Below are 24,819 nucleotides of genomic sequence, written 5' to 3'. Positions count from 1 at the left end.
ATACGACTACCAATTCACACTGAGTCTGCTCCGTGTGAATTGGATACGCATGCGAGAATCACAAATGAAAAGAACAATCAAAAAACAACTGTATTTTGCAGGCATCCTCCTAAGCCTGCCTGGCTATGTACTTGCCGCAGATAACACCCCCTCATTAGATGAAGTGGTGGTCACCTCCAGCAGAACACCACAATCAACGAAAACAGTCACTGGCGACATCACCGTGATTGATAGTGAAGAAATCAATAGATTACGTGGCGGCTCCTTGGCCGATTTATTAAGACTACAACCTGGCGTAGAAACTTATACCAATGGTGGCATGGGTACTAGCAGCAATATTGGATTGCGCGGCACAAACGATAATCAGTTGATTGTTTTAGTTGACGGTGTGCGTATCAACTCTGGCACCACAGGCACGACTGCGTTTGAAAATCTTCCGCTTGCACTCATTGAACGCATTGAGATTTTGCGCGGCCCTGCCTCAAGCCTCTATGGGTCTGACGCCATTGGCGGGGTCATTCAAATTTTCACCAAGCGCGGTAAAAATAATAAGACGCATCTTTATAGCAGCATAGGAGCAGGTAGTTATGATGCCTATAGCGGAAGTGCCGGATTCGACTCTATTTATCAAGCATTAAAATTCGGTGCCCAAGCAAGCAACTATGATACTCGCGGCATTAGTGCAAAAAAGAATTCGACTCTTGCAGCGGATAAAGATCGTGATGGATACAACAACTTTAGTGGCTCTGCATATGCCGACCTAGAGTTTGCACCTGGGCAATCCCTAGGATTGCAGTATCTGGAAAGTAAAGGCAAAAACCAATATGACAGCGGATATATTGGCAACTATTTAGAACGTCATCAGCAAGGATATGGGGTCACGCTAAAAAACGCCCTGACAGCGCATTGGAACAGCAAGCTGCAATACAGTATTGGTAAAGACCAATCGTTCAGTGTCAGCAGTTCAACACGAAATAGCAATATAGAAACAGAGCAACGTCAGCTGTCTTGGCAACACGATTACAGCCTAACGCATGGCACTGTCACTTTTGCTTATGACCGACTGGAACAAGAAGTAAAAACCGAATCAAACGGCACCCAAACGCTAGGCAAAAATCGTAATAATGATGCTTTTGTACTCGGCTATGTGGGCAACTACGCAAATCACAGCACTCAGCTATCATTGCGTGAGGATCACAATAGCCAATTCGGCAACTACACGACTGGCGGCATTGGTTATGGTTATGCATTAACTCCGACTTGGCGCCTGACTGCTCAGTACGGCTCATCCTTCAGAGCACCTACGTTTAACCAACTGTACGCCAACAGATTTGGCAATCCAAACCTGCCATCAGAAAAGGCTGACAATCTTGAAGCGAGCTTACGCTATCAAGGACAAGCACTACAAGCCAAAGTTACGGTATTTGATAATCATATTCGCAACTTTATTCAAACCGTTACGTCAGGATGCCCAACAGGCTTTACCCAAGGCTGTGCAGTCAATGTCGGTAAGGTAGAAGTTCAAGGTGTTACTTTAGAAGGCAGTATGCCACTTGGAGAGCAATGGCTAGTCACAGCCAACCTAACGGTACAGTCTCCACGCATAGATGCAACAGACAATTTACTGGCCAGACGTGCGCAACGCTACGGAAACGTGATTGTGCAATACAAGAATGGTGCATGGGACTGGTCCAGTGAGCTAACCGCCTCTGCTGAACGCTATAACGAGCCGGCCAACCGAATTCCACTCGGTGGCTACGCCTTGCTGAACTCTACTTTGGGCTATCAAATCAACCCTAGCTGGCGCCTACAAGCACGCGCCAATAACATTCTAGATAAAAACTACGTGTTAGCCGCTGCATCCTCTACGGTGGATTACAACACTATGGGCACAAATGTATTCGTGAGCCTGAATTACGATATGAAGTAACTCTGTGAAGGGTGGATTTTGCCCAAGCCTTATGGAATTGGGCTAAAATTCACCCCTTGTGATTAATCTTATTTTTTGGAGTCGTTGGCATGCCAAGTAAAATTTCAACTCAATCGCTGGCAATTGCATTTGTCATTGCACTGATGGTCATCGTGACACGCGGTCATCACTTCGCTTCGATCGATTTTTTGCCTAGCGCCTCTTACGCTGCATTTTTTATTGCGGGTTATTACCTGCGTTCAACTATCGTATTTGTGGCGCTGCTGGCGCTGTGTGCTGGCCTGGATATGGCGGCAGTTACCTGGGGCGGCGTCAGCAATTTCTGTGTGACGCCAGCTTACGGTTTCTTATTACCGGCTTACGGTACCATGTGGCTGGCAGGCCGCTGGACAGCCAGCAATACCACCTGGGCACTGAGCAGCTTGTTCAAGCTGACAGGCGTGGTGGTAGTGGCTTCAGCCGTTGCTGAATTGTTCTCCAGTGGTGGCTTCTACTTCTTTGGTGGCCGTTACCCAGACCCAACCCTGGTTGAATTTGTGCCACGCCTGGTCAAATACTTCCCTAAACAGCTGGAAGCGATTGCGTTTTGGGTGGTGGTGGCACTGATTGCACATGTGGTGTTTGGCCTGGCCAAGCGTTCCGTCCGCGAAAACGCTTAAGTTTACGCACCATCATGGAAACCAACGACCGCGAGAGCCGCCACAAGGCGCGCATGATCCGCAAAAAAGCGGTCATTGATGAAAAAATCGAGCAGGCCGATCAGGAAAAAGGCCTGCTTCTCATCCTCACCGGCAATGGCAAAGGCAAAAGCTCTTCCGCCTTTGGCATGGTTGCCAGGTCACTGGGCCACGGCATGCGTGTCGGCGTCGCCCAATTTATCAAAGGCCGCTCAGATACGGGCGAAGAAGCCTTTTTCCGCCAGCATCCTGCTGTCACCTGGCATGTGCTGGGCGAAGGATTCACCTGGAACACCCAAGACCGCCAGCGCGACACTGAAACCGCCATGCGCGGCTGGCAGATTGTGGCGCAGATGCTGCAAGACCCAGCGATCAATCTCGTTGTGCTGGATGAACTCACCTACACCTTCAAATACGGCTACCTGGACGAACAAATGGTGCTGGATGCCATCGCCAACCGCCCACCCATGCAGCATGTGGTGATCACTGGTCGCGGTGCGTCAGAAGCCTTGAGAAACGCTGCCGACACGGTATCTGAACTCATGGACGTCAAGCATGCCTGGCGCGCAGGCATCAAAGCCCAGGCCGGGATAGACCTGTAATGCAATCCCCAGCAGCAAGCTGCCATGCCATGTTGATGGCGGCCCCGGCGTCAGGGCAAGGCAAGACACTGACCACGGCCGCATTGGCGCGCATTTACCGCAATCGTGGCCTGCGCGTGCAAGCATTTAAATGTGGCCCGGATTTTATCGATGGCATGATACTCGAAGCCGCCACCGGCAAACCGGTGTACAACCTCGATCTCGGCATGTGTGGTGAAGTGGATGCGCAGCGTTTGCTGTATCAGGCGGCACAAGACAATGACGTGATTTTGCTCGAAGGCGTGATGGGCTTGTATGATGGTAAACCCTCATGCGCCGATATTGCCGAGCGCTTTGGTATCCCGGTCGCACTGGTGCTCAATGCCAAAGCCATGGCACAAACCGCTGCCGCGATCGCCTATGGACTATACAGCTTCCGGCCTGCGCTGAAGCGCGCTGGCGTCATTGCCAACCAGGTTGGTAGCGACGGCCATGCCAAGATGATCAAAGAAGCTTTGCCTGCTGATATCCCCTGGCTGGGCGCCATGAAATACGACGCGCAACTGAGTTTGCCAGAGCGGCATCTGGGCCTGCACCTGGCACAGGAAATCACGGATATTGACCAGCGCCTAGAAGCCGCTGCGCAACTACTGGGACAAGATATGCCATTGCCTCCGGCAGTGCATTTTGCGGTACCAGAACAGCATGCCATCACGCCATTGCTAAAAGGCAAAACCATTGCCGTGGCCAAAGATGCCGCTTTCTGTTTCACCTACCAGGCCAACCTTGATTTACTGCAAGCGCTGGGTGCCAATATCAGGTTTTTCTCGCCGTTGCATGATGCACAATTACCGGCAGCCGATGCCTACTGGCTACCTGGCGGCTACCCGGAATTGCATCTGGCACAACTGCAACACAACCACAGCATGCGCGAAAGTTTGCACGCAGCTGTCGAAGCTAACAAACCCATCCTGGCAGAATGTGGTGGCATGCTCGCACTGGGCGAACGCTTGAATGGTCAACCCGTGTTTGGTTTACTGCCGGGTCACAGCGAAATTCAACCCAAACTGCAAGGCCTCGGCACACAACACGCAACGTTTCCGGTGGCGAACGATGACGCAGCGACCATAGGCGCGCACACTTTTCACTACGGCAAATTTGAAACGGACTTGCCGGTGATTGCACAAGGCAAAGGCAAATACGGTGCGGGTGAAGCGGTCTACCGCCACCAAAACATCACAGCCAGCTTTTTGCATTTTTACTTCCCATCCAATCCGTCCCTGGCGGCACAGTTTTTCCTGTCATGAGTTTCGCCTATCCGGATGCCGACAAAGCGGCCATTTATAAAGTGATTGCCGAGCGGCGCGATATGCGGCATTTTTTGCCAACGCCGATTGCGCCTGAATTACTGCAGAAACTATTGCAAGCCGCCCATCACGCACCTAGTGTGGGTCTGATGCAGCCATGGCGCTTTATCCGCATTAGCGATACCACATTACGCAAAGCGATCCACGCGCTGGTCGATGAGGAGCGCAAGCAGACAGCGCAAGCCATCGGCGAGGTTGAAAACACGGCGCGCATGGCCGAGTTTATGCGGCTGAAAGTCGAAGGCATTCTGGACTGTGGCGAATTACTGGTAGCCACTTTATGCGACCAGCGTGAAAAATATATTTTTGGTCGCCGTACGCTGCCGGAGATGGACCTGGCCTCAGTCAGTTGCGCCATTCAGAACCTGTGGCTGGCCGCGCGTGCCGAAGGCATAGGCATGGGCTGGGTCAGCCTGTTTGACCCGCAAAAACTGGCACGATTGCTGGACATACCTGCGGACGCCAAACCGGTGGCGATTTTGTGCCTGGGTTATGTGAACGCCTTTTACAAATCCCCCATGCTGGTGGAAGAAGGCTGGGCCACAGAAAAACCTCTCAGCGATATGCTGATGGAAAATGGCTGGCAACCACAAGGAAACACTCAGCCATGAAGCGCTGGCCGCAACGTATTGTCTGCCTGACCACGGAAACGGTGGAAGTCCTTTATTTGCTGGGTGAACAAGACCGCATTGTCGGTATTTCCGGCTTTACCACGCGCCCGGCCATTGCCCGCAAAGAGAAGCCAAAAATCAGCGCTTTCACCAGCGCTAATATCGAGAAAATTCTGGCACTACGGCCTGACCTGGTGCTGTGCTTCTCCAACTTGCAGGCTGACATTGCTGCTTCGCTGATTAAAGCCGGTTGCCAGGTGCATGTGTTTAACCAGCGCAGCCTGGATGAGACTTTGCAAATGATATTGACCGTCGGCGATTTAGTCGGCGCAAGTGACAAAGCGAAGCAACTGGTAAAAGGTTATCAGGCGCAACTGGACGCGGCACGCCGACAAGCGTCCAGTTGGCCACGCAAACCCAAAGTATACTTTGAAGAATGGGACGAGCCCATGATGTGCAGCATCCGCTGGGCGGCTGAGCTGATTGAGGCCGCGGGCGGCGAGGATTGCTTTCCCGAACTCAGCCAGTTCCATAGTGCCAAAGACCGGCAGGTCAACGCAGAACAAGTACTGACCAGACAGCCGGACATTATCATCGGCTCCTGGTGTGGCAAAAAATTCCAGCCGGAAAAAGTAGAAGCACGACCAGGCTGGCAAGCCATCCCGGCCATCCAGCATGGACATCTGTACGAAATCAAGTCGGTCGATATCTTGCAGCCCGGGCCTGCGCTGTTTACCGAGGGCCTGGCGCAACTGCAAACCATCATTCAACGCTGGCAACAGCAAGGGAGTCACGCATGACTACACACCTGATTTTAGGCGGAGCACGCAGCGGTAAAAGTGCGTATGCCGAGCGCTTGGCCTCGGCACTTGAATGTCCGGTGACCTACATTGCCACCGCGCAAGTCTATGACGACGAATTTGCAAAACGTGTGGAACATCATAAAACCCGCCGTCCTCCTTATTGGGGATTAGTCGAAGCGCCATTTAACCTCGGGCAGACACTACTGGATAACGATGCGCCAGAGACTTGCCTGATTGTGGATTGCCTGACTTTATGGCTGGCACAGTGCATCTGTCCGGACTGCGATAAACCGGAGCGGCTGGACTGGCAGGCAGAAAAGCAGGCCTTGCTGAACGCCTTACCGCAATTGCAAGCCCACGTATTTTTAGTCAGCAACGAGGTCGGCATGGGTATTGTGCCTTTGGGTGAAATCAACCGCCAGTTCCAGGATGAACAAGGCCGCCTGAACCAGCATGTGGCGGCCATCGCGGATCAAGTCAGCTTCATTGCCGCAGGCTTGCCGTTAAAGCTTAAATAACAAGAAAGCACCCGTATGAAAAAGTTTTCCCTAGCCCTGATCGTTTTAGTGGCCGCTTTTGCTGCCGAGGCACATGTGCCGTTTTTAAAACCCAACCAGTTCAACGTCACACATCATCGCCTGACGATTGAATCTGCGTTTACCGAGTTCCCGTTCCAGGCTGACTTTGCCATGGACTCGCCAAACTTTACCATCACCTCACCACAAGGCGTGACGGCAGCGATCAAACCCATCGCCAAAACCAAGGCGGCCGTGTATCTGGAACCGGAATTAAAAGAAGAAGGCACCTATCGTATCAGTACGGGGCAAAGGGTCGGCCCAATATACAAGGCAGTAGAAACTGCCGACAAAAAGCTGTATTTTGCCGCCGATATGAAGCGTGTGACGGGCAAACCTACCACCATGAATTATTACAGTTATGCCGACACCTATATTTTCAAAGGCCAGCAAAAGTATGTAGCCAAGCCGTTTAATAAAGGCCTGGAAATCATCCCGCTGGCGTCACCCAATGGTTTGTTACTTGGTGGAGAGTTAAATTTCCGTGTGCTGGAAAATGGTAAGCCAGTGCCTAATGCGCGTATTATTGTGGTGACGGATAACGAGCACTTTATCAAGCACAGGATTGAAGATCTGTACGATCTCGACAATGTGAGAGCCTCTAATATTCACGCGAATGCACAAGGCGAGTTTAGCTTCCACCCACAAAAAGCCGGGCTGAATTTCCTGTTTGTCACTGTGCATCACCAACTCAATGAGCAATTATGGGAAAGCCAGAATGCCTCTTTGACGCTGGAAGTGAATTTACCGCCAGACACTCAAGGCAAGCCTTAGGCACTCGCTGACTTAGAAAGGAATTCTGTATGGCAAGCTCGAGATTTGAACTCAAAGGCGAATATATCGCGCTATGTGATTTGCTTAAACTGGAAGGCGTGGCCGACAGTGGTGGCCAGGGCAAGTCCATGGTCGCCGAAGGATTGATCAAGGTAGATGGTGCAATCGAGCGCAGAAAAACCGCAAAAATCCGCGCCGGGCAAGTGGTACAGGCGTTTGAGCAAACCATTAAGGTGATTGCGGGTTAAGTTGGCGTAAAGTCTTTGGGCAGGTAAGGCGCAAGGGCTGACCAGTTGAAGTGCTGCTGTACACTGTCCGCCAGTTTTTCCAGGCTCTGCTCGCGCAATTGCGTGTAATCGTAAGCTACTTGTTCAGCCACCCCGGCCCACTGTAACCAGGCGGCGCAGGCTTGCGGATGGTCAAACAAGCCGTGAATATAACTGCCAGCGACCTGGCCATCTGTTGACCGTGCGCCTTCCGCCATGCCGTCTATCAGGTGTACAGGGTACTGCAAGGCCGGGCCGCGGCTCACCCCCATATGAATCTCATAGCCTTGTACCATCGCGTCGGCAAAAGCTAATTTGCCAGAAACTTGCTTGAGTTGCTTGTGGGTTTCCAGCGTTGTTTCCATGGCCAGCCAGCCCAAGCCAGCGCTACTGCCCGCCTCGCCTTCAATCGCCAATGGATCATGTAAAGCCTGGCCCAGCATCTGAAAACCACCGCAAATGCCCAGCACTTTGCCGCCATAACGTAAATGCCGCGCAATGACGGCTTCCCAGCCATGCTCACGTAACGCAGCCAGATCTCCGCGTACATTCTTGCTACCAGGCAGGATAATTAAATCAGCCGCGGGCACAGGCTCATTCAAACGCACAAACTTGAGGTCTACTTGCGGGTGCAGGCGCAAGGCATCAAAGTCGGTATGGTTCGCGATATGTGGCAATATGGGCACAACAATCATCAACTGAACATCTGCTTTTTTAGTATTGCTTTTTGCAACCGCATCTTCAGCTTCCAGATGCAAGTCATGCATATAAGGCAACACGCCTATCACCGGCTTCCCGGTACGTTCTTCCAGCCAATCCAGCCCCGGTTGCAACAAGGCGATATCGCCGCGGAATTTATTAATGACAAACCCAACCACCCTGGCCTGCTCGCTCTCAGACAATAGCGCCAATGTGCCGATCAGGTGTGCAAATACGCCGCCTTTATCAATATCGGCCACCAGGATCACCGGGCAATCGACCGCTTCGGCAAAGCCCATATTGGCAATATCGTTGGCGCGCAGATTAATCTCGGCCGGGCTACCCGCCCCCTCCACCACGATGCAGCCATACTGCTGCTGCAAGCGCTGGTAAGATTGCAATACCGCCTGCATCGCGGTTTTCTTGTAGTCGTGGTAAGTACTCGCTTCCTGATTACCCACCACCTGGCCGTGAATAATCACCTGGCAACCAGTGTCTGAATTAGGCTTGAGCAACACCGGGTTCATATCGGTATGCGGTGGCAATCCGCAGGCCATCGCCTGTACCGCCTGCGCACGGCCAATCTCGCCGCCATCTTCAGTCACCGCGGCATTGAGCGCCATGTTTTGTGGCTTGAATGGCACCACCGCCACCCCGCTGCGGTACAATACACGGCACAATCCAGCCACCAGCGTACTTTTACCGGCATCCGATGTGGTGCCCTGAACCATCAATGTTTTCACTGCCTGTTTATCCATGCCTCGATTATCTCACACTCGCCCTGCTTGCCTGTGGCGCGGTGCTGCTTGATGCCTGGCTGGGTGAACCCCGGCGCTGGCACCCGCTAGTCGGATTTGGTTGGCTCGCCACCCAAGTTGAAAAACGATTAAACCCTTTACCAAGACAAACACAACGCAGTCAATATCTCAGCGGCTTGTTGGGCCTCTGCCTGGTCGTATTGCCAATTGTCCTGAGCAGCGTTCTGCTCATGCAATGTTCATTCTGGCTGGCATTATCACTACACCTTTACCTACTGTATTTTGCCATCGGCCACCGCAGCTTGCGTCAACATGGCCTGGCCGTTTATCACGCTTTACAGGCGGGCCAGTTTCAACAGGCACAGCGCGCCACCTCATATATGGTCAGCCGTGATGTGGAGGCGATAGAGCCCGTCAGCGCCACCATTGAATCCGTGCTGGAAAACGGCAACGACAGTGTGTTTGGCGCGCTGTTCTGGTTTTTTGTCGCAGGTGGCCCCGGCGCACTGGCTTACCGCCTGGTGAACACGCTGGATGCCATGTGGGGCTACCGCACACCTCGTTATTTCTATTTTGGCTGGGCCGCCGCACGGCTGGATGATGTGCTCAACTATATTCCGGCCCGCCTGACGGCAATGACTTACGCCTTGCTTGGCCATACAACACTCGCATGGCAGTCCTGGAGAGCGCAGGCGCCGTTATGGGATAGTCCGAACGCGGGCCCAGTCATGTCCGCAGGCGCAGGTGCGCTGAATGTGCAATTGGGCGGGCGCGCCCGTTATCACGGCGACTGGCATGACCGCCCACGACTGGGCACGCTCACAACACCGATTGCTGAAGATATTCCCAGGGCGTTGCAATTGGTATGTCACGGCATGCTGAGCTGGCTGATCGTAGCTGTATTGATTGGAGCGTTGGCCTATGCTTGAGCACGGCGGTAATTTGCAGCAAGCCGCGCAGCAATACGGCCGGCCACTCATAGACTGGCTGGATGTATCGACCGGCATCAATCCGCAACACTACCCGATTCCGGCATTGGCCCCCGCGCTGTTTCAACGCTTGCCGCCAGCCACCGACACACTGCATGTGGCCGCGCGCACGTATTATGGTTGCCAGCATGTGCTGGCCTGCGCAGGCTCACAGGCTGCCTTGCAACTATTGCCGACCTTGCGCGCGCCTTGCCGCGTGGCGATGCCGCGCACCATGTATCAGGAGCATGCACATGCCTGGCAACGCGCGGGGCACCAGGTACAGTTTTTTGAGCAAACACCTGATAGCGACACGCTAAACCAGTCCGACGTATTGCTGGTGTGCAACCCTAACAACCCGACCGGACATGTATATCACCCTGACACATTATTAGGCTGGCATGCGCAACTGGCAGCCCGTGGCGGCTGGTTGGTGGTAGACGAGGCATTTATGGATAGCACGCCGCAGCACAGCCTCGCCAGCCATACCGGGCAGGCAGGTTTATGGGTATTGCGTTCACTGGGCAAGTTTTTTGGTCTGGCGGGTCTGAGGGTGGGCTTTTTACTGGGCGAACCCACAGCCCTGGCACAAGTGGAATCCTTACTCGGCCCTTGGACCATCACAGGCCCCAGCCAAATGATTGCCAGCCAGGCGCTGGCTGACCATGACTGGCAACAGCTGATGCGCGGGCATCTGCCTGCACAGTCCAGGCAATTAGCACAAGTACTAAGCCAGCATGGACTCAAGCTTGCAGGCGGTACAGATTTATTTCAGTATGTACTGCATCCTGCCAGCCGCGAGTTGCAGCAAGCATTGGCGAAAGAAGGCATCTGGACGCGTTATTTTGAATCGCCGTCAGCCTTGCGTTTTGGCTTGCCGCCAGCTAACGAGTGGTCTCGGCTGGCACAAGCCCTACGCCATGTCACTCAACAGTTAAGCGATTCACAGCCTTGACCAATTCAGCGATCTCGCGGCCATGCACATCATCCCCCGCACTTAACCCCTGCAACACCCCAACTTGATTCTCCGGCGACTGGTTCTGGCTCAGCTTCCATTTACCAGTGAGTTCGGTCACCTCAATCTCAATACCAACTACCGCCTGCATGAGCTTGTCGATAAATCCGGCCGGCGCATCCTCAAGTTGCCACGGTTGTTCAAACGCCGCTTCCTGTTGTGCCGTCAGCGCAGTCAAATGGGCGCGTAACCAGTTGGCATCTTCTATCACCCGCAGTTTGCCACGCGCATGCACCACCACATAATTCCAGGTCGGCACCACCATGCCAGTTTGGCCTTTGGTGGGGTACCACGCAGGGGTCACATAGGCATGCGGACCATGAAAAATCGCCATGACCTCGTTGAGGCCATGCGTTCCTTGCCAGAGCGGGTTCGCGCGGGCCACATGACCACTCAAGATGCCCTTATCCTCTAAATACAGCGGCAGATGATTCACCTCTAAACCACTGGCCGCAGTCGCCACCAGCGTGGCAAACGGATACGTCCGGATCAAATCTAGCAGCGCCTCTTCACCGGGGGCAGAAAAGTGTTTTGGGGTATACATATTTAATTAAATTAAAAGCGCTTCGGGCAAATATGGCCTGACATGACTGGCCGCGCGTGCTACATAGGGCTCCTTTTCGCCCACTGGCGCGACATAATGCAAAGCTTTTTGCGCAGCTTCCAGCCCGGCCTGACGGGCAATCAGCCAAAATGCCAGATATTGTGAGGCCAGGCAACCGCCTGCGGTGGCAATATTGCCCTGTGCAAAAAAGGGTTGATCCAGCGTATCGACGCCTAATGCCTGCACCCAAGGTTTAGTCACCAGATCTGTGCACACGGGCAGGCCATTGAGCAAACCGAGCTTGGCCAATATCAGCGCACCTGAACACTGCGCACCTATCAATTGCCGATCAGGGTCCAAATGCAAAGATGCCAGTACAACGCTCTCAGCAATGGCCCGCGTATGGATGCCACTACCAATAATCACGGCATCGGCAGCAGAGGCATCGGCCAAGGAAATATGCGACTCCAAGGCGACTCCATTCATGGATGTCACCCTGGCCGTGGGGCTGGCGATTGAAACACGCCAGCCTGGCTGTTGCACGCGGTTTAATATACCCAGGGCAATCATAGAGTCCAGCTCATTAAAACCGTCAAACGTCAGGATAGCGATATGCATAATATTCTTTCTAGCGCACAGGCAGTAGCTGCCCCCGGATCATCACCATAGGCTCCATGACCATAGACTGATGCGACTCAGTACTTGATTCACACGCAGCCCCGACGCGCAGGTTGGTCACGCAGACAGGCTTGGGCGCTGCGTTGTCATGATCCACCTGGCGAGAAGTTTGACCATAAGAGACATAAGGCAGCACTACCACTATCACGGACACTGCCAGCAACACCATCACAATGAAACGCATCTTCAGACCTTATTCGATGAAAGTTTAATCACATCTTATCGCTGCATGCATGTACACTACATATACAATTTAACGATCAATATTAGACACTGTACAGGTCCAAACACCATGCCAGTCACCCAGCCACTGATCACGATTAATCCACAAGACCCGGTGCCTCTAGTCGAGCAAATTGTCAGCGGTGTGAAACAACTGATTGAGCAACGCGTACTGCGTACAGGTACACGCTTACCCTCTATCCGCGACTTTGCCGTGCAACACCACATCAGTCGCTTTACTGTCGTCGATGCTTACGATCGCCTGGTGGCGCTGGGTTATCTGCTGTCACGACGTGGTTCAGGCTTCTATGTCGCCCCCCTAAACAAACCCGAAGAAACCGTTTCAAGCACCTCTTACCTGGACAGGGCCGACGATGTGCTATGGCTGCTGCACAACACATTTAGAGACGTACCGGATGCGATCAGGCCTGGCTGTGGCTGGCTGCCTAAGGATTGGCTGGATGAAAAGGTCATTCAAAAAAGCCTGAATGAATTATCACGGAAATCGGGGTATTTTTTAACCGGATATGGCGATGTGAATGGCTACTTACCGCTGCGGCAACAGCTGGCAAAAAAGAACCTGGCAGATATTGGTATCCATGCAGACGCGCAGCAAATCCTTATGACCAACGGCGCTTCGCATGGCCTGGATTTAGTTGCGCGGCTGTTTATCAAGCCAGGCGATGTGGTACTGGTTGACGACCCAGGCTACTACACTTTGTTTGGTTTTTTGAAATCCATGGGCGCGCGCATTATGGGCGTGCCGCGGCTACTGAATGGGCCTGATGTCAGCGCCTTGCAACAACTATTGCAAGAACACCGCCCCAAGTTATTTTTCACCAATACGGTATTGCATAACCCGACCGGCACCAGCACCAGCCTCGCCGTTGCGCACCAGATACTGCAACTGGCCGAAAAATACGGTTTATATATTGTGGAAGATGATATTTATGGCGACTTCCATCCGCAGAATGCTACCCGCCTGGCCGCGCTGGACCAGTTAAACCGCGTCATTTATGTCAGCAGTTACTCCAAAACCATTTCGGCCAGTTTGCGTGTGGGCTTTGTTGCCTGCCAGGCCGACCTGGCCAACCGCTTACTTGACCTCAAACTGCTGACCGGCCTCACCAGCTCTGAGATTAACCAGCGCGTGATGTACCAGATTCTGGTGGAAGGCCGATACCGCAAACATATGGAGAAAGTACGCAGCCAACTGGCAGTAAAAAGAGCGCAAGTGATACGTGTTCTGGAAGAGTGCGGCTTAAGCATCCATGCCGAACCGGCCGGAGGCATGTTTGTCTGGGCCAAACTGGCTAACGACAAAAACGCCGCTGAGGTTGCCAGCAAAGCATCGAAGCAGAACATCATGCTGGCCCCCGGCAACCTGTTCAGGCCCTACCAGGAGCCTTCATCGTGGCTGCGCTTTAATGTGGCGCATTGTGAGAATGACAAGGTCTTTGAGTTATTAAGAAAAGCTTAGCGATTCACAAACTCAATTTTGGGAATCGCACTCGACAGATCCAAGCGTGTCAGGCTGGCATAATCCACATGAAAGCGAAACAAGCCTTTGAGTTGCATATTGAGCACATGCGCGATCAGGGCGCGTATCATGCCGCCGTGCGTGACCACCAGCACGTGCTGGCCTGTATGGCGCGCCTGCACTTCCTGCAAAAAGTCCACACCACGCTGCTGCAACCCGGCAAACGTTTCACCGTTGGGCGGCGCCAGCTCGGCATAGTTCTGCGCCCACACGTCAAACAACTCGCGCGGAATATCGTTCCACGACTGCATCTCCCAATCACCGAAATGCAGTTCTTTCAGGCGCTCATCGTGCATGATGCCATCGAAACCCAGTGCATGCGCCAGTTTGCTACAGCGCTGTAGCGGACTGGCATAGACGGCATCAATCTGCTCATGAATGAGTTTTTGTTTCAGTTGCGACAGCTCACTGGCAAAGTTAACCGAGACATCAATATCGCTCTGGCCATAGCAAATGCCCTCGGCGATTTGCAAACTGGTATGGCGCACTAAAGTCAGTTTCATGCCAGATGCTCCCAGGCCAGCAAGCCTAAATAAAAGGCCACTTCAGTCAATTGTTGGGTGGCGCCCAATGTATCGCCAGTATAGCCCTGTAAATGCCGCAAGATCAGGCGACGCCACCACCACCAGATGGCCAGTACAGGTAATCCGGTGATCAGAAAAAACCGCATCGCACTCAACGCAGAATGATTCACGCCCAGCATCAGGCAAAAGCCCAGCCAGCACAGTAGGCCAAACACACTGGCACACCAGATATCCTGTCGCGTCAGCGTCGTCGCCAGGGGTTTGGATTTACCGGCAAAGCGCACATAACTGGCGGTGGCCATGATGGCGACTGCAGCCAAGCGGCTAAGCGCATGCGCAGCAATCAGGGCAAACGGTAAGATCGCCGGGGTGAGCGCAGACAAGGCCTGGAACTTGAACAGCAGTATGCCGACCAGCGCAATCGCGCCGTAACTGCCCAGACGCGAATCCTGCATGATCTCCAGCTTGCGCGCACGATCCATACCACCACCGAGGCCATCGGCACTATCTGCCAGGCCATCCTCATGAAAAGCGCCAGTCAGATAAATAGTCACCGCCATGCTAGATAACACCGCCAAGGCTGGCGGCAACACCCAACTCGCCAGCCACCAGGCAATCGCGGCCAGCAGGCCAATCAATACACCAACCAGCGGGAAATACCTGGCGGCGTGATTAAGGTCAGACTCCTGGAAATCTGTCACAGCAGGCACGGGCAGTCGTGTGAAAAAGCCGACTGCCAGCACAAAATAGCGCCATTGCAGCTTCACGGCACTGGCCTTCACTCTAGTTGTCCACTGACACCAGCACTTTCAAAGCTGGCCATTTCATTGAGGAAAGCCACTGCCGACTGCAGTAAGGGATAAGCCAATACGGCCCCCGTTCCCTCACCCAAACGCAAGGATAAATGCAGCAGGGGTTGGGCATTGAGGTGTGACAACATCATGCTGTGCCCGCTTTCATCAGAGCAGTGCGCAAACACGCAATAATCCACCACTTGCGGATAAAGCTTGGCAGCCACCAACAAGGCAGAGGTGGCAATAAAGCCATCAATCAGCAACGTCGTTCTGGCCTCTGCGGCAGACAGCAGCGCACCCACCATCATGGCAATTTCAAAACCACCAAACGCCGCCAATGCCTGCAACGGTTCATCGGCTGAAACATGGTGCATCTGCAAGGCAGAGGTGAGGACAGAGAGTTTGTGCTGCAAACCTTTGTCGCTCAAGCCAGTGCCGCGGCCGACACACTGATGCATAGGCAAGCCACACAGCACGCTCATCAGGCAACTGGCACTAGATGTATTCCCTATGCCCATCTCACCCAACGCCAGCACCTTACAGCCCTGCGCAATCGCATCACGCGCAATTTGCGCACCACGCGTAATCGCTTGTGCACATTGGTCTGCCGTCATGGCAGGCTGATGCCGGAAATTTTCTGTGCCCATGCCCAATTTGGCATCGATCAGCAGCGGGTGCGGCTGGAACACGGCATTAACGCCACTATCTACCACGTGCAAATCAAAGCTGTGCTGGCGCGCGAACACATTAATCGCCGCACCACCATTGAGAAAATTGAGCACCATTTGCGCAGTGACCGCCTGCGGATAAGGGCTTACCCCTTCTTCCACAATACCGTGATCACCCGCAAACACCAGCATGGTCGGCTGCTGCAACACCGGTTGTTCGGTCTGCTGTATTAAGCCCAACTGCATGGCCAGGGTTTCCAGACGACCCAATGCGCCCAGTGGTTTGGTTTTTTGATTAATGTGATTAACCAGTGCAGCTTGCAAGGGTGCGTTATGAGTAGGCTCAATATGAAATGTCTGCATAGTTTATTATTTTACCGAGCAAAAACGAAAGCGTAGCAGAATTATGCAATGCCTGGCCCGAATTTGCCCAGCGCAAAAAAAGCCCCGCAATTGCGGGGCAAGGCTCGAAGGATCACACGCAAAAATCAACTAATCTTCACCGGCACATAAATCTTGCTGTCACCTCGCATCACTAGCAATGCCACGTTCTTCACGTTTTGCGACAATTTGTCATGCAACTGGCTCACGTTTTTAACCTGGTCACCATTCACCGCCAGGATCACATCGCCTGGCTGTATGCCTGCCAACGCCGCAGGGCCTTTAGCAACCTCTTCAACCAGCAACCCCTGCTTGAGCTGCGTTTGTGCCAACTCTTGCGAGGTCAGCGGGCGCACGCTGACGCCCAGTTTAGATTGCTGACTATCTGGCACTGTCGCCGGGCCGGCTTGCGCCGCTTGCATTTCATCGATACGCACAGACAATTTCTTCAACTGCTTGTTGCGCCAGACTTCCATACCGACCGTGCTGCCGGGTTTCACATTCGCCACCATGGGTGGCAAATCGCTGGAGCGGTCTATGCTTTGACCATTGAATTTGACGATCACATCGCCAGGTTCCAGGCCTGCCTTATCAGCAGGGCCATTTTTCTCAACATTGCTCACCAGCGCGCCACTCGGCGACGGCAAACCAAACGAACTGGCCAGATCCTGGTTAATCGATTGCACACCAATGCCTAAGCGGCCACGGCTGACTTTGCCTTTTTCCAGCAATTGCTGCTCAATCCCCATGGCAACATCAATCGGTATAGCGAATGACAAGCCCTGATAGCCGCCACTGCGACTGTAAATTTGCGAGTTGATACCAATCACTTCGCCATTGAGGTTAAACAGTGGCCCACCTGAGTTGCCCGGGTTAATCGCCACATCAGTTTGCAGGAAAGGCACATAGCCCTCGTCTGGCAGTGCGCGTGACTTGGCTGAAATAATGCCTGCTGTCACCGTGTTATCAAAGCCGAATGGCGAACCGATCGCGACCACCCAGTCACCGACATTGCTGTTTTTGGTGCTGCCAATATGCACGGTTGGCAAGTCCTTGGCCTCAATTTTCAGTACGGCAACATCGGTTAATTTATCCACGCCAATCACCTTGGCCTGAAATTCACGCTTGTCAGACAGTTTTACCGTCACCACATCCGCTTTGTCGACCACATGGGCATTGGTGAGAATCACGCCATCAGACTTGACGATAAAGCCTGAACCCAGCCCGTTCATAGGTGTTTCGGTTTGTGGCAGGTTGGGTTGAAAACGACGGAACAGCTCAAACATCGGGTCGTTAGGATCCACACCCGGAATACCAGCTGTTTTCACCGTACCGGTGACGCTGATATTGACTACGGCCCCCCCCTGGCTAGAGGCGATGCTGGCAAAGTTAGGCAAGGTAATATAGGCGCTTGGCGCCGTCATGGCTTTTGCCGATACCGGTGCCGTGGCCTGCGCATGATTCACCAAAGTATTCCCTTTGATAAAGTAGCCTGCACCGAACAAAGCGGCCACCGCCAATGGTACGGTCACCCAATGCGCGAGTCTTGATTGTAAAAACGATTGCATCACAACGTCCTTTCTTGCTTTTTTAATATTGGCGCTTATTAAACGATTAAGAGCCTCAGTGCATATGAGCGGTAAAAATGCTTCGAAGTTTCACTGCTTTTGTATCCTGTTGTATCAACGACACAACCCTTACACAAAGGCCAAGGCCATATTCCAAAATTGAATATATACCACCCGTGATACACTGCACTCTTTGCTTTTTTGACCGTGCAATGGCAGATTTAACGTCTTTTTTGAAGCCCTACTGGCCACGACGAATGACAGGCACGCTACGCGATTATGCGCGGGCGGCCATGGGTGCCGGATTAGGGATTTTGTGTACCGGGCTGATTGCCCTGAATGTGGTGCCTGGTGACTGGCATAGCGCGGTGTTTTTAATTGCACCCATGGGCGCCTCCGCCGTCATCCTGTTTTGCTTGCCATCCAGCCCGCTGGCACAACCATGGGCCATTCTGGCAGGGAATACCGTGTCGGCGCTGGCAGGGGTGTTTTTCACGCAATTATTACCGCAACAACTGGTGTTCGCCGCGGCACTGGCCATGCTCAGTGCTATCGCGCTCATGTTTGCGCTACGTTGCCTGCACCCGCCCAGTGGCGCGGTCGCCCTCACTGCCGTGTTAGGTGGTGAGGCCATTCACAGCCTGGGCTACAGTTTTGTCTGGTGGCCGGTACTGGCGAACAGTATATTGCTGGTACTGACCGCCTGGCTTTACCATACGTTGACGGGCTATCGTTATCCCGCCGCGCATCACGAGCATGCACCCAATTCACCCACGCATATGCACTACCAGTTTGGCTTCAGGCAGGAAGACTTGCAGACCGCGCTGGGGCAATTCCATGAAGTGCTGGACATTCACCCGGAACAACTGCAAAGCCTGCTGGAACAAACCGAACTGATCGCCTACAAGCGCAAACTGGAAGCCATTGAATGCCGGGAAATCATGCGCCCGGTCTCGACAATTCTTGAGTTTGGCGATGCGCTGGAAACGGCCTGGCAATTGATACTCAAACAAGCTGAGCCCGCGATTCCGGTGGTCAACAAAGCACAATTGGTGATAGGCCTGCTCAGTGTGTCTGACTTTATGCGCCACGCCAAGGCAGAAAGCTATCGCGAAGTGGCGCCTGCGCTCAAACGCCTGATCCGCTGGTCACCCACCACGCATAGCGACAAACCGGAAGTGGTCGGCCAGATCATGACCACCCCGGCGATTACCATCACCGAACACATGCACCTCATGCATACCATCCCGCTGATGACCAGCCATCATTTGCAATTACTGCCAGTGGTCGATGCGTCTAACAAGCTGGTCGGCATCCTGACGCAAACCGATGTGATTCGCGCCCTTTATCGCTAGGCCTTTGATGACTGCGGCTTCGCGGGTTTTTCGCGTTGCTGAAACGGCACAATCACTTCGCGCGATGCCAGCACAATTTCGCGCAAAAAGCACAGCAGGCCAAAAATCAGCGAGGCCATCGAAATAATAAACGACACCATCACCAGGTGCGGTAGTCGCAACCCCGTCTCGACTGAAATAAACATACTGGCAATCGACACACAAATACACAAGGCAGCAAAAGTGACCAGGCCAATCGCCCGCCGCAACCATTTGGTACGGCGCACAATAATCCGCAATTCATCTTTAAAGCGCTCACGTTTGTCTTCCGGCGTATCGGTCAAATAACGGGCACGGTCTATCGAGCGACCCAAGCGCCCAATCAGCACGCCCAAAATCGAGCCGATACCGGTCAATAAAAATACTGGCGCCACCGCATCACGGATAGCCTCAGAGACGCTGTGAATTTCAATCATGGTATTAATCATAGAAGAGATGTCACTAAAATCAGAGAGTTAAGCACCAATATCCGCACTGTTTTGGTTATTGACGCACTAGAAAAAGGCATGGAGAAGTTAATTTCTTGAAAAAGAGGTGATTTAAAGGCCAGTTCAATACTTGATAAGCGATTTTTACGCCATCTTCACGACATTTATGGCCTTAATATTGTAATAAAAGCATTTTTCTTGCCATTGTTTTTCAATTTGAACCACCCAAACGGGAACCATTTTTGCTGTATATGCCCTGGCAACAATAAAATATGTATAGGGAAAGAGGCAACAAGATGCACCCGCAACCGTTAACCGAGGACTTGGCTAACCACTTCAAGAAGGTCAATGACTTTCGCTCAAACATTTACCAATTACAACATGCCTGGGACAGCCTGGCACTGATGGCACAACTGTCCGGCACCGGCTCCGAAATGGAAGAAACCCGCAGTGCGTTTAATACCATTTCTAACGATGTGTTACGGCATTTATCGCAGGAAACCCTGCACAAAACGGCTGCGCAACTGTCTTCAAAAGCGTTTGAGATTATCAATTTACTGGTACGTAACCTGTTTGAGCGTACGGCAGACATTGGATTTTTCGCGACCGATAATGAGGTGCGTGACTATCTGGAGAAACAAGCTGCGGATATCCTGGAAGACGCCGACCAGGCAAGTATTGAGTTTCGCTTTCAGGAATACCAGAAGAAATACACCGTCTACGACAATATTGTGCTGTTTGATGAAGAAGGCCAGTTACTGCATCAACTGGATGACACGCAGACCACCTTGTTTCACTACCACCCGATTGTAGCTCTGGCGCGGCAATCGACAGCACCGTATGTAGAACGTTTTTATGAGACAGATATCGGCGGCAAGCTGCATAAGTCTCTGGTCTATGCACACGCCGTACGCAGCCAAGACGGTCACCGCACGCTGGGGGTGCTGTGCCTGTGCTTTAAATTCGTCAACGAGCTGGACACCATCTTTCACAACCTGATTTCGCATAATGACTGGACCATAGGCGTATTGCTGGATGAAGAGCGCAACGTGATTGCCTCCAGCGATCCGTACCAGATTCCGCTGGGAATTTCGCTATGTGTGGATACCGACACGGACTGGTTTATGACGCGCTTTAGCGGGCGCGAATACCTGTGCGTGACCAAACAGTCAGAAGGCTACCAGGGTTACCTGGGGCCAGGCTGGCTGGGCCAGGCCATGATCCCGATAGAGCATGCGTTCAACCAGAGCATTCGCGACATGGTCAATAATATTGATGCGGATATCCTGCGTAAAGTCATGCGTAGCCCGCTGATTTTTTCTGAAAGCCTGCTGAATATCCCCAAGCAGGCCGCCAATATCCAGAGCAAACTGAATCAATCTGTCTGGAACGGTAATATCCGGCAAAGCAATGATGTGAATACCCAGCAGAAAAACTTTTCTAAAAGCCTGCTTTCCGAGATCAGCCATACCGGCCATAAAACGCAGCAGATCATTGAAAACATGGTCTCTGAGCTCTATCAGACCGTGGTGTCGGTGATGCTGGAAAACTCCAGTTTTTATGCGCAGCTGGCGGTAGAAATCATGGACCGCAATCTGTATGAACGTGCCAATGATGTACGTTGGTGGGCGCTCACACACGTTTTTAGGGAGCTGTTAGCGCAAACTAGCCTGGCGGATGAAGACAAGCGCAAAGTCACCGACGTGCTGCGCTATATCAATAGCCTATACACCGTATATGACAACCTGATTGTGTTTGATCGCAAGGGTGAGGTCATGGCCGTGTCGAATTCACAATACCAGCAACTAATTGGCACCCAGTTATCGGATGAATGGGTAGGCCGAACGCGTAGTTGCGCCTCGACACAAGATTACGTCGTCTCGCCATTTGAACCCACGCCGCTCTACAATAACAAACACACTTACATTTATGCCGCACCTATACGGCATCTGGATGGTAGCAGTATCGTCGGTGGCATTGCCATCGTGTTCGACAGTACGCCGCAGTTCCAGGCCATGCTGCGCGATGTGATTCCACGTGACAAGACCGATACGCCGGTCAATGGCAGCTTCACCCTGTTTGTGAACGAACAACTCAATGTCATTTCAAGCACACATAAAGACTTTGCCATGGGCGAAGTCTTTGAACTGATGCCCGCCATTAGCAAACTGAAAGAAAGCGAGCAGCTGTTTGATATTGCGATTTACCAGAATACCTATTATGCGGTTGGTGCGCGCGCAGCCTATGGCTACCGTGAATTCAAGAGCGACCAGGACAGCTACCGCAACAAGGTGGTTGCGCTGATTTTCACGCCACTGGGCAAGGAGGATGAAATCAACCAGCGCATCCACGCCGAGGCACAAGTCATCCACAACAAATTCAACCCCAACCTGTTTGCACAGTCCGGGCAAGACTGCCAGGAATATGCCACCTTCTACGTTGGTGACTCATGGATGGGCATAGAAGCACGCTTTGTACGTGAAGCCATTGATGAAGACCAGTTGCGCACCCTGCCTGAATCCGCACCGTTTATCGCGGGCATGCACGCCTACCGGGGAGAAGTCATTCCGGTGATTGACCTCGCACGCATGCTGGGACATCCGCACTATTTCACGGATTACCGGCAGATCATCGTCATTGAAGACAAAGCGGCCTCGCTCAGATTTGGCCTGTTTGTCTCCGCACTGGGTGAAATCCCCTACCTGGCGCCGACGCAGATTCAGCCGATGAATACTTTTTTCAGGGGTGCCAGCCATAACCCGGGCATTGCCATTGCCAATATCGCCCAGAACAGCATGCTGACACTGATCACCGCACAAAGCCTATGGGACAAAGTACTTTCCGTACGTTCACAACCCGCTGAACAGGTGTATGCCTGATGAATAGTCAGACGACCCTTTTTGGAATCATGCAAAACGACATCATGGAATCCTTACTCACTGCGCAGCAACAGCGATTGCTGGATACGCTGCTGGATAATCTGGATGGCATGATTTACCGTTGCCTGTATGACAGCAACTGGACCATGATTTACGTGAGCAAGGGCTGCGAAGCCCTGACCGGCTATCCGGCACCAGACTTGCTGCTCAACAAAACCACTTCTTACGAAATCATCACCCACCCGGATGACAGGGAAAAAGCACGCACCACGATTGATGCAGCGATTCAAAAAGGCGAGCGTTTTGAGCTGGAGTACCGCATCATACGCGCCAATGGCGACATCACCTGGGTGGCCGAGCGCGGCAGTGCCGTGTTTGATAGTGAGGGTAAACCCGTTGCGCTGGAAGGCATTATTCAGGATATCAGTTGCCGCAAACGCATTGAGCACGAATTGTTCAGCACCGAACAAAAATATCGCTCCATGTTTGAAAACTCAACGCTGGGCATGTTCCAGACCACCGAGTCTGGTACCTATCTCAATGCCAACCCGGCACTGGCCAGACTGTATGGCTACGCTTCCCCGGCGGCCCTGATCAGCGACCTCAACAATATCAGCACCCAGCTCTATGTGGCCGAAAACAGGCGGGGCGAATTTACCGAAGCCATCCGCGCACAAGGCCGGGTCCATAACTTTGAATCCGAGGTTTACCGGCTGAATGGTGAAGCGATCTGGATCTCGGAGAATGCCCATGCCGTGTGTGACCCGCAAGGCCACATCCTTTATTACGAAGGCACGGTAGAAGACATTACCGACCGTAAAAACCATGAGCTGCAAATCCGCCAGCTGGCCGTTACCGATAACCTGACTGGCTTGCTCAATCGCCATGCCTTCAGTGGCAAACTGGCCAGCCTGATTGCCGAGGCCGATAAGATACAAAACAAGATTGCTATTGCGTTTATCGACCTCGATCACTTCAAACTGATTAACGATACCCTAGGTCACCGCGCTGGTGACAAACTGCTGGAAAATGTCGCACAAAGGCTGATTCAGAGTACGCGTCCGACTGATGCCATTGTGCGCTTTGGTGGCGACGAGTTTGTCATGCTCTACCCAGGTTTGCGCGTGGCCGAAGATGCAGAACCATTGCTCGCACGCGTGATGGAGGCTATTTCGCAACCGATTGCCATTGGCGACTATGTATTCAACATGACCTGCAGCGTCGGCGTCAGCATTTATCCCGACCATGCCAAAGAGATAGACGCCCTGCTCAGTTGCGCCGACTCGGCGCTTTACAGTGCCAAAAATGCAGGCAAAAACAAGGTGCAGATGTTCAGCGGCACCCTGGCGCAACAACTGGGCGAACGCAACGAAATTGAATACGGCCTGGGCCACGCCATGCAGCGACAGGAACTCATGCTGTATTACCAGCCGCAAATCAATATGCAACACGGCAATATCAGCGCCCTGGAGGCGCTGATCCGCTGGCAGCACCCGGAGCGCGGCCTCATTCCACCCGACCAGTTTATCCCGGTGGCCGAAGAAACCGGCCACATTTTTGCCATTGGTGAATGGGTATTGCAGACCGCCTGCCAGAAGATCAAGTCCATGCAAACCGAGTGGGGTTATATGGTGCCAATTGCGGTCAATGTATCGCCGATCCAGTTCCTGCGCGGCAATCTGGTCGAAACCGTACAACGCGTATTACGACAGGAGCGCGTGCCGCCGCACCTGATTACACTGGAAGTCACCGAGAATGCCCGCTTCAAGGATGAAGCCATGTTCACACGCACACTGGAGCAGTTGAAACGATTAGGCGTGTGTATTGCCATTGACGATTTTGGCATCGGCTATTCGAATATGGCATACCTCAAAAACTACCCGATTGATGAGCTCAAAATCGACAAAGCCTTTGTACAGGATCTGGAACAAAGCGTGACCAACGGCAACATTTTGCTGGCGCTGATTAACCTGGGCAAAAGTTTGCATAAATCGGTCACAGCGGAAGGTATAGAAACCGAATACCAGCACCGGTTTTTACTGCATAGTGGATGTGATGTCGGGCAAGGCTACTATTACAGCCGACCGTTGTCGGATGAAGCGCTGGCGCAGTTTATGCGGGAACAACAGCCAAAATTCGATCATTTTCAGCAGGTGGCCAGGTAACGCTGGCCAC

The 24,819-nt window shown here is 52.8% G+C and carries 24 protein-coding genes; 15 read left to right on the top strand and 9 right to left on the bottom strand.

What is annotated here, in order from left to right; all coding sequences use genetic code 11:
- Nucleotides 1–64 precede the first annotated feature (64 nt).
- From OH31_RS08580 to OH31_RS08540, 9 genes are all read left to right on the top strand, one after another.
- Nucleotides 65–1,930, top strand: coding sequence for a TonB-dependent receptor domain-containing protein (locus OH31_RS08580; protein WP_088178114.1), 1,866 nt, complete (start codon nucleotides 65–67; stop codon nucleotides 1,928–1,930).
- 89 nt (nucleotides 1,931–2,019) lie between these two features.
- Entirely contained in the window at nucleotides 2,020–2,589 is a 570-nt protein-coding gene (locus tag OH31_RS08575) for a hypothetical protein (protein ID WP_019881106.1), read from the top strand.
- 14 nt (nucleotides 2,590–2,603) lie between these two features.
- Nucleotides 2,604–3,209 (top strand): cob(I)yrinic acid a,c-diamide adenosyltransferase, encoded by a 606-nt coding sequence (gene cobO, locus OH31_RS08570; RefSeq protein WP_024930414.1) that lies wholly within the window; start codon nucleotides 2,604–2,606, stop codon nucleotides 3,207–3,209.
- The gene (locus OH31_RS08565) at nucleotides 3,209–4,495 is read left to right on the top strand and encodes a cobyrinate a,c-diamide synthase (RefSeq protein ID WP_024930413.1); all 1,287 of its coding nucleotides are present in this window, start codon (nucleotides 3,209–3,211) and stop codon (nucleotides 4,493–4,495) included. The genes cobO and OH31_RS08565 overlap by 1 nt, the downstream gene beginning before the upstream one ends.
- The gene (gene bluB / locus OH31_RS08560; protein ID WP_024930412.1) at nucleotides 4,492–5,166 is read left to right on the top strand and encodes a 5,6-dimethylbenzimidazole synthase; all 675 of its coding nucleotides are present in this window, start codon (nucleotides 4,492–4,494) and stop codon (nucleotides 5,164–5,166) included. Before OH31_RS08565 ends, bluB begins: the two co-directional genes overlap by 4 nt.
- Nucleotides 5,163–5,966, top strand: coding sequence for a cobalamin-binding protein (locus tag OH31_RS08555; RefSeq protein ID WP_024930411.1), 804 nt, complete (start codon nucleotides 5,163–5,165; stop codon nucleotides 5,964–5,966). The genes bluB and OH31_RS08555 overlap by 4 nt, the downstream gene beginning before the upstream one ends.
- Nucleotides 5,963–6,487, top strand: a complete 525-nt coding sequence (cobU, locus tag OH31_RS08550) for a bifunctional adenosylcobinamide kinase/adenosylcobinamide-phosphate guanylyltransferase (protein WP_024930410.1) — start codon at nucleotides 5,963–5,965, stop codon at nucleotides 6,485–6,487. The genes OH31_RS08555 and cobU overlap by 4 nt, the downstream gene beginning before the upstream one ends.
- Nucleotides 6,488–6,502: 15 nt before the next feature.
- Nucleotides 6,503–7,318 carry a DUF4198 domain-containing protein gene (locus OH31_RS08545; RefSeq protein WP_024930409.1) on the top strand — a complete coding sequence of 272 codons (816 nt, stop codon included), beginning with the start codon at nucleotides 6,503–6,505 and terminating at the stop codon, nucleotides 7,316–7,318.
- Between the two features lie 29 nt (nucleotides 7,319–7,347).
- Nucleotides 7,348–7,566, top strand: coding sequence for an RNA-binding S4 domain-containing protein (locus tag OH31_RS08540; RefSeq protein WP_024930408.1), 219 nt, complete (start codon nucleotides 7,348–7,350; stop codon nucleotides 7,564–7,566).
- On the opposite strand, the gene OH31_RS08535 is transcribed toward OH31_RS08540, so the two are convergent.
- The gene (locus OH31_RS08535; RefSeq protein ID WP_024930407.1) at nucleotides 7,563–9,014 is read right to left on the bottom strand and encodes a cobyric acid synthase; all 1,452 of its coding nucleotides are present in this window, start codon (nucleotides 9,012–9,014) and stop codon (nucleotides 7,563–7,565) included. The genes OH31_RS08540 and OH31_RS08535 overlap by 4 nt on opposite strands.
- Nucleotides 9,015–9,016: 2 nt before the next feature.
- Here OH31_RS08535 and cbiB point away from each other — a divergent pair, with 2 nt between their 5' ends.
- Nucleotides 9,017–9,970 (top strand): adenosylcobinamide-phosphate synthase CbiB, encoded by a 954-nt coding sequence (cbiB, locus tag OH31_RS08530; RefSeq protein WP_024930406.1) that lies wholly within the window; start codon nucleotides 9,017–9,019, stop codon nucleotides 9,968–9,970.
- On the top strand, nucleotides 9,963–10,964 hold the full coding sequence (cobD, locus tag OH31_RS08525; protein ID WP_024930405.1) for a threonine-phosphate decarboxylase CobD: 1,002 nt from the start codon (nucleotides 9,963–9,965) through the stop codon (nucleotides 10,962–10,964). The genes cbiB and cobD overlap by 8 nt, the downstream gene beginning before the upstream one ends.
- Here cobD and OH31_RS08520 read toward each other — a convergent pair.
- The 3 genes from OH31_RS08520 to OH31_RS08510 are packed head-to-tail and all read right to left on the bottom strand — an operon-like array spanning nucleotide 10,933 to nucleotide 12,430.
- A complete protein-coding gene (locus OH31_RS08520; protein WP_024930404.1) occupies nucleotides 10,933–11,568 on the bottom strand; it encodes an FMN-binding negative transcriptional regulator in 636 nt (211 codons plus the stop codon). The two genes, cobD and OH31_RS08520, sit on opposite strands and share 32 nt — an antisense overlap.
- 6 nt (nucleotides 11,569–11,574) lie before the next feature.
- Nucleotides 11,575–12,186, bottom strand: a complete 612-nt coding sequence (locus OH31_RS08515; RefSeq protein WP_024930403.1) for a DJ-1/PfpI family protein — start codon at nucleotides 12,184–12,186, stop codon at nucleotides 11,575–11,577.
- Nucleotides 12,187–12,196: 10 nt separating this feature from the next.
- Nucleotides 12,197–12,430 carry a hypothetical protein gene (locus OH31_RS08510; protein WP_024930402.1) on the bottom strand — a complete coding sequence of 78 codons (234 nt, stop codon included), beginning with the start codon at nucleotides 12,428–12,430 and terminating at the stop codon, nucleotides 12,197–12,199.
- 108 nt (nucleotides 12,431–12,538) lie between these two features.
- Here OH31_RS08510 and OH31_RS08505 point away from each other — a divergent pair, with 108 nt between their 5' ends.
- Nucleotides 12,539–13,948, top strand: a complete 1,410-nt coding sequence (locus tag OH31_RS08505; RefSeq protein ID WP_024930401.1) for a PLP-dependent aminotransferase family protein — start codon at nucleotides 12,539–12,541, stop codon at nucleotides 13,946–13,948.
- Here OH31_RS08505 and cobC read toward each other — a convergent pair.
- The 4 genes from cobC to OH31_RS08485 all read right to left on the bottom strand — a co-directional run bounded on the left by cobC (nucleotide 13,945) and on the right by OH31_RS08485 (nucleotide 17,943).
- Nucleotides 13,945–14,511, bottom strand: a complete 567-nt coding sequence (cobC, locus tag OH31_RS08500; RefSeq protein ID WP_024930400.1) for an alpha-ribazole phosphatase — start codon at nucleotides 14,509–14,511, stop codon at nucleotides 13,945–13,947. The two genes, OH31_RS08505 and cobC, sit on opposite strands and share 4 nt — an antisense overlap.
- Nucleotides 14,508–15,299: an adenosylcobinamide-GDP ribazoletransferase gene (locus tag OH31_RS08495; protein WP_024930399.1), complete on the bottom strand. Its 792-nt coding sequence runs from the start codon at nucleotides 15,297–15,299 to the stop codon at nucleotides 14,508–14,510. Before OH31_RS08495 ends, cobC begins: the two co-directional genes overlap by 4 nt.
- Before the next feature lie 11 nt (nucleotides 15,300–15,310).
- The gene (cobT, locus tag OH31_RS08490; RefSeq protein WP_024930398.1) at nucleotides 15,311–16,357 is read right to left on the bottom strand and encodes a nicotinate-nucleotide--dimethylbenzimidazole phosphoribosyltransferase; all 1,047 of its coding nucleotides are present in this window, start codon (nucleotides 16,355–16,357) and stop codon (nucleotides 15,311–15,313) included.
- 125 nt (nucleotides 16,358–16,482) lie between these two features.
- On the bottom strand, nucleotides 16,483–17,943 hold the full coding sequence (locus tag OH31_RS08485; RefSeq protein ID WP_024930397.1) for a DegQ family serine endoprotease: 1,461 nt from the start codon (nucleotides 17,941–17,943) through the stop codon (nucleotides 16,483–16,485).
- A gap of 257 nt (nucleotides 17,944–18,200) precedes the next feature.
- Between OH31_RS08485 and OH31_RS08480 the strand changes: the two genes are divergently transcribed.
- A complete protein-coding gene (locus OH31_RS08480; protein ID WP_242402236.1) occupies nucleotides 18,201–19,298 on the top strand; it encodes an HPP family protein in 1,098 nt (365 codons plus the stop codon).
- On the opposite strand, the gene OH31_RS08475 is transcribed toward OH31_RS08480, so the two are convergent.
- Nucleotides 19,295–19,753, bottom strand: coding sequence for a DUF2721 domain-containing protein (locus OH31_RS08475; RefSeq protein WP_036298935.1), 459 nt, complete (start codon nucleotides 19,751–19,753; stop codon nucleotides 19,295–19,297). The genes OH31_RS08480 and OH31_RS08475 overlap by 4 nt on opposite strands.
- Nucleotides 19,754–20,061: 308 nt before the next feature.
- Here OH31_RS08475 and OH31_RS08470 point away from each other — a divergent pair, with 308 nt between their 5' ends.
- Both OH31_RS08470 and OH31_RS08465 read left to right on the top strand, forming a co-directional pair.
- Nucleotides 20,062–22,644, top strand: coding sequence for a chemotaxis protein CheW (locus tag OH31_RS08470; protein WP_024930394.1), 2,583 nt, complete (start codon nucleotides 20,062–20,064; stop codon nucleotides 22,642–22,644).
- 29 nt (nucleotides 22,645–22,673) lie between these two features.
- Nucleotides 22,674–24,809 carry a bifunctional diguanylate cyclase/phosphodiesterase gene (locus tag OH31_RS08465; protein ID WP_024930393.1) on the top strand — a complete coding sequence of 712 codons (2,136 nt, stop codon included), beginning with the start codon at nucleotides 22,674–22,676 and terminating at the stop codon, nucleotides 24,807–24,809.
- Nucleotides 24,810–24,819: the final 10 nt, after the last annotated feature.

It is taken from the genome of Methylophilus sp. OH31 (genome assembly GCF_000576615.1).
In the GTDB taxonomy this organism is placed as follows: domain Bacteria; phylum Pseudomonadota; class Gammaproteobacteria; order Burkholderiales; family Methylophilaceae; genus Methylophilus.
The sequence above is the reverse complement of the archived record's forward strand: the minus strand, read 5'-3'. Positions and strand labels throughout refer to the sequence as shown.

Coding starts and splice junctions, on each gene's coding strand:
- OH31_RS08575 (WP_019881106.1), top strand. CDS start 2,020: ATGCCAAGTAAAATTTCAACTCAATCGCTGGCAATTGCATTTGTCATT.
- cobD (WP_024930405.1), top strand. CDS start 9,963: ATGCTTGAGCACGGCGGTAATTTGCAGCAAGCCGCGCAGCAATACGGC.
- OH31_RS08520 (WP_024930404.1), bottom strand. CDS start 11,568: ATGTATACCCCAAAACACTTTTCTGCCCCCGGTGAAGAGGCGCTGCTA.
- OH31_RS08565 (WP_024930413.1), top strand. CDS start 3,209: ATGCAATCCCCAGCAGCAAGCTGCCATGCCATGTTGATGGCGGCCCCG.
- OH31_RS08555 (WP_024930411.1), top strand. CDS start 5,163: ATGAAGCGCTGGCCGCAACGTATTGTCTGCCTGACCACGGAAACGGTG.
- OH31_RS08535 (WP_024930407.1), bottom strand. CDS start 9,014: ATGGTTCAGGGCACCACATCGGATGCCGGTAAAAGTACGCTGGTGGCT.
- OH31_RS08485 (WP_024930397.1), bottom strand. CDS start 17,943: ATGCAATCGTTTTTACAATCAAGACTCGCGCATTGGGTGACCGTACCA.
- cobT (WP_024930398.1), bottom strand. CDS start 16,357: ATGCAGACATTTCATATTGAGCCTACTCATAACGCACCCTTGCAAGCT.
- OH31_RS08515 (WP_024930403.1), bottom strand. CDS start 12,186: ATGCATATCGCTATCCTGACGTTTGACGGTTTTAATGAGCTGGACTCT.
- OH31_RS08580 (WP_088178114.1), top strand. CDS start 65: ATGAAAAGAACAATCAAAAAACAACTGTATTTTGCAGGCATCCTCCTA.
- OH31_RS08540 (WP_024930408.1), top strand. CDS start 7,348: ATGGCAAGCTCGAGATTTGAACTCAAAGGCGAATATATCGCGCTATGT.
- OH31_RS08505 (WP_024930401.1), top strand. CDS start 12,539: ATGCCAGTCACCCAGCCACTGATCACGATTAATCCACAAGACCCGGTG.
- cobO (WP_024930414.1), top strand. CDS start 2,604: ATGGAAACCAACGACCGCGAGAGCCGCCACAAGGCGCGCATGATCCGC.
- OH31_RS08470 (WP_024930394.1), top strand. CDS start 20,062: ATGCACCCGCAACCGTTAACCGAGGACTTGGCTAACCACTTCAAGAAG.
- cbiB (WP_024930406.1), top strand. CDS start 9,017: ATGTTTTCACTGCCTGTTTATCCATGCCTCGATTATCTCACACTCGCC.
- OH31_RS08465 (WP_024930393.1), top strand. CDS start 22,674: ATGCAAAACGACATCATGGAATCCTTACTCACTGCGCAGCAACAGCGA.
- OH31_RS08545 (WP_024930409.1), top strand. CDS start 6,503: ATGAAAAAGTTTTCCCTAGCCCTGATCGTTTTAGTGGCCGCTTTTGCT.
- OH31_RS08475 (WP_036298935.1), bottom strand. CDS start 19,753: ATGATTGAAATTCACAGCGTCTCTGAGGCTATCCGTGATGCGGTGGCG.
- OH31_RS08480 (WP_242402236.1), top strand. CDS start 18,201: ATGACAGGCACGCTACGCGATTATGCGCGGGCGGCCATGGGTGCCGGA.
- cobU (WP_024930410.1), top strand. CDS start 5,963: ATGACTACACACCTGATTTTAGGCGGAGCACGCAGCGGTAAAAGTGCG.
- cobC (WP_024930400.1), bottom strand. CDS start 14,511: ATGAAACTGACTTTAGTGCGCCATACCAGTTTGCAAATCGCCGAGGGC.
- OH31_RS08510 (WP_024930402.1), bottom strand. CDS start 12,430: ATGCGTTTCATTGTGATGGTGTTGCTGGCAGTGTCCGTGATAGTGGTA.
- bluB (WP_024930412.1), top strand. CDS start 4,492: ATGAGTTTCGCCTATCCGGATGCCGACAAAGCGGCCATTTATAAAGTG.